Below are 14,722 nucleotides of genomic sequence, written 5' to 3'. Positions count from 1 at the left end.
AGCCTGAGGATCCTCGCTGTGCTAAACCGCTATCCTTTATGGAAGTATTTAATGGTTGTATTTGCACTTGCAACTGCAGCCTTATACGCACTTCCAAATATTTACGGTGAAGATCCGGCAATTCAAGTAACAGGGGCGCGTGGCGCCTCTGTTGATATGTCAACGCTGGATACTGTCACTCAATCTCTTGAAAAAGAGAACCTTTCATACAAGTCCGTTGCTCTAGAAAACGGTTCTATTCTTGTTCGTTTCAACGATACCGATACTCAGATCAGTGCGCGTGATGTTATCAGCGAAAGCATTGGTGATGACGTTATTGTGGCACTTAACCTAGCTGCTGCAACACCTGATTGGCTTGAGTCTATTGGTGCGGCTCCAATGAAGCTTGGTCTTGACCTTCGTGGTGGTGTTCACTTCTTGATGGAAGTGGATATGGACGCAGCGATGGAAAAACTGGTCGCGCAGCAAGAAGAAGCATTCCGTAGTGAACTTCGTGAAGAGAAGATTCGTTACCGTGCTATCCGTCCTTCTGGTAAAGATGCAGTTGAAGTGCTGCTACGTGATGCGGAGCAACTTGCTTCTGCAAAACGTGTACTGACTAACCTACATCCAGACATGCAGTTTGTTGATTCTGACTCTGATGGTCGATTCACGCTTCGTGCCACCTTTACAGAAACTCGTCTAGCTGAAATCCGTAACTACGCGGTAGAGCAAAACATCACAATCCTACGTAATCGTGTAAACGAACTGGGTGTTGCTGAACCATTGGTACAACGCCAAGGTGCAAGCCGTATTGTGGTAGAGCTTCCAGGTGTTCAGGACACTGCTCGTGCAAAAGAGATTCTTGGTGCAACAGCTACGCTAGAGTTCCGTGAAGTTGATGACAAAGCAGACTTAGCGGCGGCAGCGGCTGGTCGTGCTCCAGCGGGCAGCGAAATCAAGCAAGATCGTGATGGTCGTCCTGTTGTACTTAAGAAGCGCGTTATCTTAGGCGGTTCAAGCATTACGGATGCGAGCTCAAGTGTTGATGAATACGGTCGTCCTCAAGTTAACATCTCGCTAGATAGCGAAGGTGGTAGCAAGATGGCTGCGTTCTCTCGTTCAAATATCGGTAAGCTAATGGCTACGGTATTTGCTGAGTACAAGGACAGCGGTCGTAAGACACCTGAAGGCAAGGTTATCCTGACTAAGTATGAAGAAGTGATCAACCAAGCGACGATTCAGTCTGCTCTTGGTCGTAACTTCCGAATCACGGGTATTGACTCTGCAGCTGAAGCTCACAACCTAGCGCTTCTACTTCGAGCGGGTGCTCTAATTGCACCTATCTCTATCGTTGAAGAACGTACGATTGGTCCATCTATGGGTCAGCAGAACATCGATATGGGTATCCAAGCGATGATCTGGGGTATGGTTGCTGTAATGCTCTTTACTTTGGTCTACTACCGTAAGTTTGGCTTTATCGCTAACTTGGCTCTAATGGCTAACCTAGTGTTAATCATTGGTGTAATGTCGATGATCCCAGGTGCAACCATGACGCTGCCAGGTATTGCCGGCATTGTATTAACGGTAGGTATGGCGGTTGATGCTAACGTACTGATCTTTGAACGAATTCGTGAAGAGTTGCGTGATGGTCGTAGCCCACAACAAGCTATCCACCAAGGATATGCGAATGCATTCAGTACGATTGCCGATGCCAATATCACCACGCTGTTAACTGCAATCATTCTATTTGCTGTTGGTACAGGTGCGATTAAAGGCTTTGCCGTAACGCTATCTATCGGTATTTTGACGTCGATGTTTACAGCTATCGTGGGTACACGTTGTGTTGTAAACCTTTTATACGGCGGCAAACGTATTAATAAGTTGTCGATCTAAGGCTGGAATGACTATGTTTCAAATAATGAAAGCAGACAAAACGATCGACTTTATGCGTTGGTCGAAGTTTGCCTTTGTCTTCTCTCTTGTCATGATTGCTACGGCGATCTTTACCCTTTCAACTAAATGGTTGAACTGGGGTCTAGACTTCACCGGTGGTACGCTGATTGAGGTTGGCTTTGAACAGCCTGCTGATCTGGAGGAGATCCGTAGCTCGCTTGAAGCGAAAGGCTTTGGTGATGCAACGGTGCAAAACTTTGGTTCTGCTCGCGATGTGATGGTTCGTCTTCGTCCTCGTGATGATATGGCGGGCGAGACACTTGGCAACCAAATCCTTAATGCAATTAAAGATGGTACTGGCAAGAGCGTTGAAATGCGCCGAATTGAGTTTGTGGGACCGAATGTTGGGGACGAACTAACCGAAGCTGGTGGTCTTGCAATCTTAGTATCACTTATCTGTATTTTGATCTATGTATCTATGCGCTTTGAATGGCGTCTAGCTGCGGGTGCGGTGCTAGCATTGGCGCATGATATCATCATCACGCTAGGTATCTTCTCTTTGATGCAAATCGAAGTCGATCTAACGATTGTAGCGGCGCTGCTTACGGTTGTTGGTTACTCGCTCAATGATACCATTGTTGTGTTTGACCGTATTCGTGAGAACTTCCGCAAAATGCGCAAGGGTGAGCCAACAGAGGTGATGAACAGCTCAGTAACTCAAACATTGAGCCGTACATTAATTACATCAGCAACGACACTGTTTGTGGTTATCGCGCTATTCACTCAAGGTGGAGCGATGATCCATGGTTTCGCTACGGCGTTGTTACTCGGTATTACTGTAGGTACTTACTCTTCGATCTACGTAGCTTCTGCTCTTGCGCTGAAACTGGGTGTAGAACGTGAGCACTTAATGCCACCTCAGGTTGAAAAAGAAGGCGCTGAGTTCGACGAAATGCCATAAGGGCGTTGAGCAAGAAGTCGTTTCTTGAAGCTTATGCTTTAAAATATCAAGCCCCGACCGAAAGGTTGGGGCTTTTTTTATAGAGAAACCTAGAACGGACTTCGTCCTACAGAGCGCTGTGCTACTAGATATCTAGTTCTCTTGCTATCTAGTTTTCTGCCTGTAAACCGAATTTAAATTATCTGTTGAATTTGAATACAGTTTTCCATAGAATACGCGCTCCCGTGTCGGCTGAATCAGAGATTGGCTGGCACAAATATTAACCTACTCTTATTAGGAGAGCATTATGTCTCTGAATGCAGAAACTAAAGCAGCAATCGTTGCAGAATACGCACGTTCTGAAGGCGACACTGGTTCACCAGAAGTACAAGTAGCACTACTAACTGCTTCTATCAACCACCTACAAGGTCACTTCAAAGCTCACAAAGGCGATCACCACAGCCGTCGTGGTCTACTACGCATGGTTTCTAGCCGTCGTAAGCTTCTAGACTACCTAAAAGGTAAAGATCTTGGTCGTTACCAAGAGCTTATCAAGCGTCTAGGTCTACGTCGCTAATCAAATCTCGAATTTGATGAAAGAGCCTCAGCATTTGCTGAGGCTTTTTTATTTCTGCTAATTTTCGCTTAATGACTTGTTACTAAACAAAGCTACTTCTTTCTCAGAAGCTGAGCACATAAGCCGGAAAATAAAGGGGATCTAGCCCTTAAACTAGTCTATAATCGTGCCGCTATTTCAATAACCTAATCGATAGGTATTGAGAGAGTTGCACTTTTGCCCACTGACTACAGTCACGTAAGTCGACCAAATGGTCGCGGCTATTAGAAGCTTATTTTGTCTTTAACGAGCACGTTGAAGCGGTAAGTTGGCTTTTACTAGTCGCGATTGGTAGCAGTGGAGATCTACATATCAATCTAACAAGGAATTTCCATGTTCGAAAAACCAGTTGTTAAAACGTTCCAGTACGGTAACCACACAGTTACTCTAGAAACTGGCGTTATTGCACGTCAAGCTACAGCAGCAGTAATGGTTACAATGGACGATACTTCTGTATTCGTATCTGTTGTAGGTAAAAAAGAAGCGGTAGAAGGTCAAGACTTCTTCCCACTAACAGTTAACTACCAAGAGCGTACTTACGCTGCAGGTAAAATCCCTGGTGGTTTCTTCAAGCGTGAAGGTCGTCCATCTGAAGGTGAGACACTAACGGCTCGTCTAATCGACCGTCCAATCCGTCCACTATTCCCAGACGCGTTTAAAAACGAAGTACAAGTTATCGCGACAGTAATGTCTGTTAACCCTGACGTTCAACCAGACATGGTTACAATGATCGGTACTTCTGCAGCACTAGCTATCTCTGGTATTCCGTTCAACGGCCCTATCGGTGCAGCGCGTGTTGGTCACATCGACGGTCAACTAGTACTTAACCCAAGCAACACTGAGCTAGAAACTTCTAAGCTTGACCTTGTTGTTTCAGGTACTGAAGGCGCTGTTCTTATGGTTGAGTCTGAAGCAGACAACCTAACTGAAGAAGAGATGCTATCTGCAGTTGTATTTGGTCATGACCAACAGCAAGTTGTTATCAACGCAATCAACGAATTCAAAGCTGAAGTTGCTACTCCTGCATGGGATTGGGTTGCTCCAGAAGAGAACACTGCGCTTAACACTCGCATCGCTGAACTAGCTGAAGCTAAGCTAGTTGAAGCTTACCAAATCACTGAGAAAATGACTCGTTACGACCGCATCCACGCGATCGCAGCAGAAGTTAACGAAGTGCTAGTAGCTGAAAACGAAGAAGTGAATCTAAAAGAAGCTCACTCTATCTTCCACGATCTAGAAAAAACAGTCGTACGTCGCAGCATCATCGCTGGTAACCCACGTATCGATGGCCGTGAAAAAGACATGGTTCGTGCGCTAGATGTACGTACTGGTGTTCTTCCACGTACTCACGGTTCTTCTCTATTCACTCGTGGTGAAACTCAAGCTATCGTTACTGCTACTCTTGGCACACAACGTGACGCTCAAATCATCGATGAGCTAACGGGTGAGCGTAAAGATCACTTCCTACTACACTACAACTTCCCTCCATACTGTGTTGGCGAGACTGGTTTTGTAGGTTCTCCTAAGCGTCGTGAAATCGGCCACGGTAAACTAGCTAAGCGTGGTATTGCTGCGGTAATGCCATCTGTAGACGAGTTCCCATACACTGTACGTGTAGTATCAGAAATCACAGAATCTAACGGTTCTTCTTCAATGGCTTCTGTATGTGGTACGTCTCTAGCGCTTATGGATGCGGGTGTTCCAATCAAGTCTTCTGTTGCGGGTATCGCGATGGGTCTTGTTAAAGAAGGCGACGATTTCGTTGTTCTTTCTGACATCCTTGGTGACGAAGACCACCTAGGCGACATGGACTTTAAAGTAGCGGGTACTAACACTGGTATCACAGCACTTCAAATGGATATCAAGATCGAAGGTATCACTAAAGAGATCATGCAAATTGCTCTTAACCAAGCGCAAGGTGCACGTAAGCACATCCTATCTGTAATGGATGAAGCTATCTCTGGTGCTCGTGAAGATATCTCTGAGTTCGCTCCGCGTATTCACACAATGAAGATCAGTGCTGAGAAGATCAAAGATGTTATCGGTAAAGGTGGCGCGGTTATCCGTCAGCTAACTGAAGAAACTGGTACAACTATCGAGATCGATGACGACGGTACAATCAAGATTGCTGCAACTGAAGGTACAGCTGCGAAAGAAGCTATCCGCCGTATCGAAGAGATCACTGCTGAAGTTGAAGTAGGTCGCATCTACACGGGTAAAGTTGCTCGTCTAGCTGACTTTGGTGCATTCGTGACAGTACTACCTGGTAAAGATGGTCTAGTACACATCTCTCAAATCGCGGACAAGCGTGTTGAGAAAGTGTCTGACTACCTAACTGAAGGTCAAGAAGTTCAAGTTAAAGTACTTGAAATCGACCGCCAAGGCCGTGTTCGTCTAAGCATGAAAGAAGCAGTTGAGAAGGCTGAAGGCGAAGCGCCAGCAGCTGAGTAATGCAACTGTAGGCTTATAAAGAATTGGTTTTTTTTTAGCCAATTTATAATAAGCATGGTATAAAGGGGGCCAATTGGCTCCCTTTTTGGTTTTTTTCTGGAGCTTAAGGAGTAAGTTTTTGTGAAATTGGTTAAAACTTTAAGTCTTGTACTGTTGATGGCATTAGGTGGTTGCGCTTCAACCAGTGAGAAAACGGCTTCGGCTAACCAATGGTTTTATCCCCCAATGGCCATTCCTCTTCAACCTAGCGTTCAACAGGAAGTGCAAATCGCTCGTATCACTCAATTGCTTAAGCGTGATGACCTAAGTAAAGATGTACGCTCTAAAATGCTTAACGAGCGTGGTAACTATTACGACAGCGTTGGCCTGCGTGATTTAGCTCGCTTAGACTATAATCAATCACTTTCACTAAACCCGGCTCAGCCTGACATTTTTAACGTGCTTGGTGTGTTCTTGACTCAAGTTGGAGAGTATGACGCAGCTTACGATGCGTTTGATTCAACACTAGAGCTTGATCCTTCAAACAGCTATGCTTCCCGCAACCGTGCCGTCGCGCTTTACTATGGTGACCGTCTCGAGCTTGCACAAGAAGAAATGGCTAACCATTACCAAGAAGACCCTAGCGACCCGTTCCGTGCTTTATGGCTATACATCATCGAGTCTGAAATGGATTACGACAGCGCTCGTGACGCACTACTGAGCCGATACCAAGAGAAAGATGACCAGTGGGGTTGGGTGCTTGTTGCTCTGACTCTGGGTGAAATCAATGAAGAGCAAGCGCTGAAAGCCGTTGTGTCGAATACTCGTGATAACACCCTATTGGCGCAGCGCTTAACAGAGGTTTACTTCTACCTTGCGAAGCGTTACCAACAAGAGGGTGATTACGTTAACGCAATTTCTCTTTATAAGCTGACACTGTCTTTGAACGTGTATGAGTATGTTGAGCATCGCTACTCGTTCCTTGAGCTAGCGCGAGTTTATGACACCGTTCAAGCTGAGCAGAATCAAGCAGACATTGCGGCGAATTACTAACTCGTCCTAGAAATCTGAGTTTCTCGAATCCCGCAGCTGATTTCAGCTGCGGGATTTTTTTATTGATATATTTTTATCTAAGATTATTATAGTTAGCTATGCTAACTAAATAGGGCTAATGTGAAATTAGATAATGCACTAGAACATATTGAACGATTTGCGGCTAAGCATTGGCGAGCTTGCTCTAAGGAAGATGTGCTTGCTCAGCTTAGCTTTAATGAGTACGACTATCTAAAGGTGATTCAGTTGGCTAATGAGCCATTGCGTATTACAGATTTAGCATCGGAAATGGAGGTGTCAAAGCCTTCTGCAACCAATATGGTGAAACGACTCGTTAAAAAAGATCTGGTGGCAACTCAGCCGTGCCCTGAAGATGCACGTTCAAAGAGGGTTAAGCTAACGGCTTATGCTGAGCAGTGTATGACTTTAGAGTTAAAAATTTATCAACAAATGGCGACCCAATTGAGAGCCAAAATCAACAAATCTGAGCTCGAATTGTTAGAGGAGATCCTTGCCAAGGCGCTGAAGTAATTCAGTTAATAAGAGCCTTATAAAAATTTTGAATATTTAGTTAGCTTGGATAACTAAATTTGGTGATTGGTGATGTTCGCCAAATCAGAAAGACAGATCAAAAATTGAGTTAGAGTGTAATGACAGTTTCTATCCAAAGACAATTTTGGCGCTATACCATTCCGACGGTAGCAGCAATGCTAGTGAATGGTCTCTATCAAGTCGTTGATGGGATTTTCATTGGTCAATACGTTGGAGCGGATGGTTTGGCCGGTATCAATCTGGCGTGGCCGGTGATCGGTACTATCTTGGGTATCGGTATGATGGTCGGTGTCGGTACAGGTGCATTAGCATCGATTAAGCAGGGTGAGGGTAAAACTGAGCAAGCAACCACAACATTAACAACGGGTTTGATTTTATTGGCTCTGCTGGCACCGATTGTCGGTGTCATTTTGTGGTTCAATGCCGAGCTTTTTATTAGCCTCCAAGGAGGAGAAGGTCGAGCTTATGAGCTGGGCGTGCAGTATCTCGATATTTTGATCTTTGCGAGCGTATTCACCTTAGGGTCGATTGCTCTTCCTTTTTTACTACGAAACGACAACAGTCCAAATCTAGCAACGGCATTGATGGTGGTGGGTGCGGTGATTAACATCGCGCTAGATTATTTATTTATCGTGGTATTCCAATGGGAGCTCACGGGCGCAGCACTTGCAACAGGCGCAGCGCAGGCGGTGGTTACCGTTTTGGGTGTGAGTTACTTCTTCTCTCGCTTTGCCAAGGTACGGCTGAGTATCGCTAAGTTGGAGTTCCGCTATGACGTACTGCCGAAGATATTCATGATCGGTGTATCGAGCTTCTTCATGTATGCCTATGGCTCAATCATGGTGGCATTACACAATGGGCTATTTACCCAATACGGCAGTGCAATGCTAGTGGGAGCTTATGCAGTGCTTGGGTACATAGTGACAATCTATTACCTAACGGCTGAAGGGATCGCTAACGGTATGCAACCATTAGTGAGCTATAACTATGGTGCAAAGCATACAGCGAATATTAAAACCTTGCTGCGCATTGCTATGGTGACATCAGTAAGTTTGGGTATTGCTTTCGTTGTAGTGCTTAACGTGTTTCCATACCAGGCTGTATCCGTCTTCAATAGCTCAGAGCCTGAGTTGATAGAAGGAGCGGTATTGGGGATTCGCCTACATATGTTTGCCTTATTCTTAGATGGCTTCTTGGTCGTGGCTGGCGCTTACTATCAAGCAGTGAATAAAGGTGGAAGAGCACTATTCGTGACGATAGGTAATATGGCGGTTCAATTGCCCTTCCTATACATCATGCCGAAGCTATATGGATTGGAGGGGATCTGGTTAGCCTACCCATTATCCAACATTGCGTTGAGTCTGTTGGTCATGGCTATGCTTTGGAGAGATGTGCGAGGTCTGGAAAGCGAAACTGACTTGAAGGTTGCACCGACTTCATAATCAAAAAAGTTCCTAGTGCTTGTGTGCACTAGGAACTTAAATTTTAGAAGAACTAGGGTCTGTTGATCTTTCGAGGTTAAATTTTGTTCGAGATAAAATCGTTTTAGGCGCGGCAAGGGGTGTGTAGCCTAGTCACTCTAAGTAAATACCCCTTAACAAAGCATAAAATGATTTTTGCGGGGACGCCTAGTTCGAACCCTTCGGGCAGCGTTTGTGCTTCATTTCTACTGCGTTATCGGCTTCTCATGTAGGCTAGCTACACATCAAAGCCTAAATTTCCCACAAACTGCTGCAAAAACCAGCTCGAAAGGTCAACAGACCCTAATCTTAGGAATTAGACATTCTTAATATCGAGACCTGCAATCTGATGCCAGTAACCATTGCATTGACGAGCTTCTAGTGGGAAGCGAGAATTGCCTTGCTCATTTGACTTGAACTTATCAAGCTCAGAGAAGGTATCGACACCTAGCGGGCTTAAACGCACCACATCCACAATGCCTTCCATACTTGGCAAGTCATTGATTAGGTTATAACAGTAACCAGACTGAGTTTGAATACCATTGAGGTTGAACACCTCTTGGCTTTCTTGGCTACTGACTTTAAGACCTGTTGGGTACTTGATACAGCAAGTCTCACAGTCGTCTTTGGCTTTGTTTTCTGCGCGGGCCGTAAAGCAGCGAGCAGAATAAGCCAGTGGTAGATAGCCGTGGCTGAACACTTCCACTTCAAACTGATTGCGAATACCTAGAGCCTCACACTGGCTTATTACATTGCTTAACCATTCACGAGATAGTTCAACAGGCATGCACCAACGTGTCATACCTTGTTTTAAGAATAGGTTCAGTGTGTGTGCGTTGTAGGTATTCACTGCTGGGCCAACAACAAACGGTACCTTGTTTTCAGACGCAAGTTGAATTGCGGATACATCATTTGCTTCGATGGCGAAGTCACCGTTGTCGATGTACTTCTTCATCACGCTTACTTCACTCGGAGCTTCAAGTAGCGCCATAGTTGACAATACGACTTGCTTGCCTGCAGTAGAGAGCTCCTTAGCAATATCAAACCAGTGTTTTGGCTTCATTTCACGACGCTTTGAACAGACTGACTCACCAAGGTAGATGATGTCTGCAGAGCTGCTCATTGCTTGCTGGTAGAAAGCTTCGACGTCTTGTTTCGGCCAAAAGTAGAGTAGTGGGCCTAGTGCGTATTTCATGGATTCCAACTCCTCAATTATTGCCATTTACGGTGGTATGCACCGAGTGTGGTTTGTGTACCTTCCGATACGTTTGCAAGTGCTGCGTTCCAAGCGTCATCGACATGGTAGTTTTCTGGGTTTGCTTGGTAGCGGTCGATCGCTGCACGCCAAGTTCGCGTCACCTGCTCAACGTAAGCTGGACTGCGTTGACGACCCTCAATCTTCACCGAGGCTACATTAGCGGCAAATAGCTCTGGTAACATCGAAAGGGTGTTAAGGCTGGTTGGCTCTTCAAGTGCGTGATAACGCTTGGTTTCACCTTCGATGGTCGCTTCAAAACGGCCTTTACATAGCGTTGGGTAGCCTGCGTTCTCGCCTTCACTGTAGCGGTCGATCAAAATATCGTTTAGGCGAGACTCTAGGCCTTGCTCTGTCTCTTGCCAGCGTACATATTTCGCCGGAGAACAAGCACCGACTGTATTTGGCGATTCACCCGTCATGTAAGATGATAAGTAACAGCGACCCTCAGACATGATACAAAGGCTGCCAAACGCAAACACTTCTAGGTCGACATCGCTAGTGATGTTGCGAGAGAGCTGTTTTACCTGATGGATAGATAATACGCGCGGAAGAACCACACGCTTAACATTGAAATTCTTGTGGTAGAAATCGATCGCTGCGACGTTGGTCGCTGATGCCTGAACTGACAGGTGAAGCTCCATATGAGGGTACTTGTTTGCTGCGTACTCGAGCACAGCAATATCAGCAACGATCAGAGCGTCTACACCCAATGCGGCTGCTTGGTCTACAGCATTCGTCCAGCGATTAAAACCATCAGGGTGAGCAAAGGTATTCAGCGCAACATGAATCTTCTTATTGCGGTCGTGTACATATTGCACCGCTTTATCGAGTTTTTTACCTGTGAAGTTAAGGCCTGCAAAATGGCGAGCATTGGTATCGTCTTTAAAACCAATATAGACAGCGTCAGCACCGCAATCGATAGCAGATTTAAGTGCAGGTAAGTTACCCGCAGGGCATAAAAGTTCCATGTCATTACCAGTCGGTTTTCTAATGCAGGCATTTTATGAAGAATAATGAATGGCAAATTTGATGTGAGGCAGGTTTGAGTGGGATTAACCCATTCTAGTAGCAAAAAAATCTCAACGACTCATTAACTTACTGAGTAACAATCTGTACTCAATTGCAGTTAGTTCTTGTGACGGCGATTCTTGACTAAGAGTTGTTCAACTTCATGACGAGGTTGTGGGCGATGGAAGTGGAAGCCCTGAATCGAGTGACAGTTTAGATTCGAAAGCAGAGTCGCTTGTTCGTGCGTCTCAATGCCTTCAGCTACAACAGTCAGGTTCAATGACTTACCAAGGTTAATGATGTTCTCAACCACTGTCACCTGCTTAGGTAACTCATCAATGTTAGTGATGAAGGCACGGTCGATCTTGAGTTCATCCAGCGGGAATCGCGCTAGGTAAGACAGGGAAGAGTAACCAGTACCAAAGTCATCAATAGAGAGAGCAAAACCAAGTTTTTTGATCGCCTTGAGCATTTGCAGAGTATGTTCACTATCGCTCATAACAGCTGTTTCAGTTAATTCAAAAGTAATGCAGCTAGGATCAAGACCTGTACTCTTGAGCAGCTTTTCCATGTAGCTGATCAGGCTAGGGTTACCAAACTGCTCTGGTGATAGGTTGATAGCGACACGACCAGGTAAAATACCTTGGTTCTTCCAATGTTTAACCGTAGAGAATACATCGCGCATGACTACACGACCAAGGTGTTCGATTAGCCCTGCTTTTTCTGCGACAGGAATAAAGGCACCAGGGCTGATATAGCCTTCAACAGGGTGCTTCCAACGAACCAAAGCCTCAGCGCCGTTGATGCTGAAATCACGGGCGTTCACTTTAGGTTGGTACCACACCTCAAGGCCATTTTGTTGCAGTGCTTTTTGTAGTTCAATCTCAAGCCAAAGGCGCATGCGGGCTTCTTTGTTCATTTGATCATTGAACTTGATAAGGCGATTGCGGCCGCGATCCTTGGCTTCATACATTGCCGTATCTGCGTTTTGTAGCAAGATACGAGCATCGGTCCCATCTTCTGGGAAACAAACGCTGCCAATAGAACAGGCAAGTCGTTTAGAGAAGTGGTGTAGGTCAAACGGTTGATTGACCAGTGAGATAATCTTGTCTGCCACTCGCTCTTCAAAGTTAGACTGCTCACGGTCAGGATCAGGGAAGATGATACCAAACTCATCACCACCTAAGTGACCAATGATTGCCTTAGTGGGTAGCAGGCGCTTAAGCCTAGTAGCGACTTCTTTTATCACCTTATCACCGACATGGTGACCTAGTGAGTCATTGATATTCTTAAAGTTATCAATATCCAAGTAAAACATCGTGAGTGGTGTTTCATCTTGGATATATTGCTCCAGCTTGCGGGTAAAACCTTGACGATTTAATTGACCAGTTAAGGTGTCGATGTGCGGGCTGTCCGTTGTCACAGGAACGGAAGGCACAGTCTCATTATTAGTCGTTTGCAGCAAAATAAATTGAGTGTTGCTGCCAAGCAGTGTTGTGCTTTCTGACTTTAGCTTCACCACACGCTCGATACCACAACGAGCCCCTGTCAAGCAGATGAGCGGTGAGTCATTCAATAATGATGAGACAGGTTGTGTGAAGACCGTTTTACTTGTCTCTTCGACAAATAGCCTACTGAGTTCTTCACCTAGTAGATCCTTGTAGCTTCGGAAACCAAGAATATTGGCCGCAGCGGGGTTGGCTGAAATGATGATGTCATCATCAACCAATAGTAGACCGTCATTAAGCAAGGTCGAAAGGGTCGAAAGTTTAGTTTCTGATTCTTCTAGTGTCCGAATCAGTAGCTGTTTTTCTGAGGTATCGACGGCTTGGAATAAGATTTGTTGGATATCGGAGTCGTCGTTGCTTAAAGGAGTTAGGGTGAAGTATAAACTGGTATCGAGGTTGAGATCTTTGAGAGTGATTTCGGCTTCTAGAGATTCACCTTTGAACGTGCGTTCGTAATAAGGCTTTAGTGTTTCGTAGAAGTATTCACCGAGGACTTGTCTGTCCGACATTCCGACCAAGTCGGATTCTTTGAGACCTGCAATTTCGCAGTATCGTTGGTTAACCATACTGTAGTTGTGCTTGTCATCAAGAATGGCAAAAAAGAAGGGGCTATTAGCCGTCAGTTTCTCAAACCAATGTTTTAAATTTTGAGAAGGCATTTGAGACCCATACTCCTTGGAATGTCTTTGATATCTCGATTGGAGGTGAACTTCACCGAGTGTTGTCCGATGAGTTAACTATAACTGTGATCTTTCAGATATAAAAGTGCGATTGGACTGTTTGCTTTATTGATACACAACAGGAAAAAAGATCGATGCTTCCATTATTATCGCCTAATACTACAGTCAATAAAGTAACGGATAAACAACGTGTTTAACAAGATTCGAGCGCACTTAGTGCAAAACGCAGCGTCAATTTTGCGATCTCCAATCCAACTATTGCCGCAAACTGTACAAAAAAAAGCCTTGCTTGAAGGTCTAAAAACCGTTTTTAAAGAATCACTTGAAGACGGTGACTTTGAATTTTTAGAGGGTAAATGGCTTAAGGTTTCGATCAAGGATCTAAACCTCAACTGGTGCATTAGCTACGAAGGTGAAAAGCTCGTGGTAGCGGACAAGCCAGTGCAGGAAGATGTGAGCTTTGCAGGTAACCTAAACGACCTTGTATTAATTGCTGGGCGCAAAGAAGATCCGGACACCTTGTTCTTCCAGCGCCGACTATCTATTGAAGGTGATACTGAACTTGGCTTGGAAGTGAAGAACCTGATGGATAGCGTAGATTTAGATTTATTACCAAAAGCTGTTCAAATTGCGATGAATCAACTAGCTGACTTTGTGCATAAAGGAGTACAATCCGAGCCTGCACAAAGTGAGGTTAAACATGCTTATTAGAACTGAGGCACCAGCCGACATCCTGACCATCGACCGCTTGGTTAAATCTGCTTTCCCAACGGAAGCCGAAGCGAACCTAGTGATGAAGCTGCGTGAGAACGCAAAGTTGACGCTATCGCTGGTAGCTTGTTCTGATGAAGGAGAGGTGATTGGTCACGTGATGTTTTCACCAGTCACACTCAATGGTGAACACTTAAACTGGCAAGGGCTTGCGCCTATTTCAGTGAAAGAAGAGTATCGAGGCCAAGGCATCGCAAAAGCGCTCATTGAAGAAGCACACTCTACATTGGCAGATTTTGGTTATCCAGCTGTCGCTGTATTGGGTGACCCAGAATTCTACAGCAAGTTTGGCTATCAAGATGATGCTCGCTTTACTTGCCCATGGGAGGTACCTCAAGGTGTCTTTCGTGTGATCGAGTTGGTTGAAGGCACACTCGACAATCAACAAGGCTTGATTGAATACGCGCCTGAGTTCTCAGAGCTCTAAATCACTAGAGAAGCTAAAGCGATCAGAGCTGCTATTTTTGCCTAATGACTTTCTCTTTACGAGTTTGTTATCATCAGCGTTATCTTTAAAGGAGCCTCGGCTCCTTTTTCTATTCGATCCGTAACAAGCAACAGATTTTGGTAA

The 14,722-nt window shown here is 45.1% G+C and carries 12 protein-coding genes; 9 read left to right on the top strand and 3 right to left on the bottom strand.

The window, feature by feature from the left end; translation table 11 throughout:
• Positions 1-18: 18 nt before the first annotated feature.
• From secD to DPF91_RS15350, 7 genes are all read left to right on the top strand, one after another.
• Entirely contained in the window at positions 19-1,875 is a 1,857-nt protein-coding gene (gene secD / locus DPF91_RS15380; RefSeq protein ID WP_117235316.1) for a protein translocase subunit SecD, read from the top strand.
• Positions 1,876-1,888: 13 nt separating this feature from the next.
• Positions 1,889-2,836 carry a protein translocase subunit SecF gene (gene secF / locus DPF91_RS15375; protein ID WP_117235315.1) on the top strand — a complete coding sequence of 316 codons (948 nt, stop codon included), beginning with the start codon at positions 1,889-1,891 and terminating at the stop codon, positions 2,834-2,836.
• 286 nt (positions 2,837-3,122) lie between these two features.
• Complete coding sequence (rpsO, locus tag DPF91_RS15370) at positions 3,123-3,392, top strand: 30S ribosomal protein S15 (protein ID WP_032551549.1); 270 nt, start codon at positions 3,123-3,125, stop codon at positions 3,390-3,392.
• A 372-nt stretch (positions 3,393-3,764) separates the two neighbouring features.
• Entirely contained in the window at positions 3,765-5,882 is a 2,118-nt protein-coding gene (gene pnp / locus DPF91_RS15365; RefSeq protein ID WP_117235313.1) for a polyribonucleotide nucleotidyltransferase, read from the top strand.
• Positions 5,883-6,002: 120 nt separating this feature from the next.
• Positions 6,003-6,914, top strand: a complete 912-nt coding sequence (nlpI, locus tag DPF91_RS15360; protein ID WP_117235312.1) for a lipoprotein NlpI — start codon at positions 6,003-6,005, stop codon at positions 6,912-6,914.
• A gap of 120 nt (positions 6,915-7,034) precedes the next feature.
• The gene (locus DPF91_RS15355; protein WP_117235310.1) at positions 7,035-7,445 is read left to right on the top strand and encodes a MarR family winged helix-turn-helix transcriptional regulator; all 411 of its coding nucleotides are present in this window, start codon (positions 7,035-7,037) and stop codon (positions 7,443-7,445) included.
• A gap of 119 nt (positions 7,446-7,564) precedes the next feature.
• Positions 7,565-8,908, top strand: a complete 1,344-nt coding sequence (locus DPF91_RS15350) for an MATE family efflux transporter (protein WP_117235309.1) — start codon at positions 7,565-7,567, stop codon at positions 8,906-8,908.
• A gap of 334 nt (positions 8,909-9,242) precedes the next feature.
• Here the strand turns inward: DPF91_RS15350 and DPF91_RS15340 are convergent, their stop codons facing one another.
• From DPF91_RS15340 to DPF91_RS15330, 3 genes are all read right to left on the bottom strand, one after another.
• Positions 9,243-10,121, bottom strand: a complete 879-nt coding sequence (locus DPF91_RS15340; RefSeq protein ID WP_164684199.1) for a U32 family peptidase — start codon at positions 10,119-10,121, stop codon at positions 9,243-9,245.
• Between the two features lie 17 nt (positions 10,122-10,138).
• Positions 10,139-11,152, bottom strand: a complete 1,014-nt coding sequence (gene ubiU / locus DPF91_RS15335; protein ID WP_117235308.1) for a ubiquinone anaerobic biosynthesis protein UbiU — start codon at positions 11,150-11,152, stop codon at positions 10,139-10,141.
• Positions 11,153-11,310: 158 nt separating this feature from the next.
• Positions 11,311-13,359, bottom strand: coding sequence for a bifunctional diguanylate cyclase/phosphodiesterase (locus DPF91_RS15330; RefSeq protein WP_117235307.1), 2,049 nt, complete (start codon positions 13,357-13,359; stop codon positions 11,311-11,313).
• 210 nt (positions 13,360-13,569) lie between these two features.
• Between DPF91_RS15330 and ubiT the strand changes: the two genes are divergently transcribed.
• Both ubiT and DPF91_RS15320 read left to right on the top strand, forming a co-directional pair.
• Positions 13,570-14,091, top strand: a complete 522-nt coding sequence (ubiT, locus tag DPF91_RS15325) for a ubiquinone anaerobic biosynthesis accessory factor UbiT (protein ID WP_117235306.1) — start codon at positions 13,570-13,572, stop codon at positions 14,089-14,091.
• On the top strand, positions 14,081-14,578 hold the full coding sequence (locus tag DPF91_RS15320; protein WP_117235304.1) for a GNAT family N-acetyltransferase: 498 nt from the start codon (positions 14,081-14,083) through the stop codon (positions 14,576-14,578). Before ubiT ends, DPF91_RS15320 begins: the two co-directional genes overlap by 11 nt.
• The last annotated feature ends 144 nt before the right edge of the window (positions 14,579-14,722 follow it).

Origin of the sequence: Vibrio maerlii (assembly GCF_003415655.1) — a bacterium.
Lineage (GTDB): Bacteria > Pseudomonadota > Gammaproteobacteria > Enterobacterales > Vibrionaceae > Vibrio > Vibrio maerlii.
Note: the sequence above shows the minus strand (reverse complement) of the source record. Positions and strands in the feature narration are given on the sequence as shown.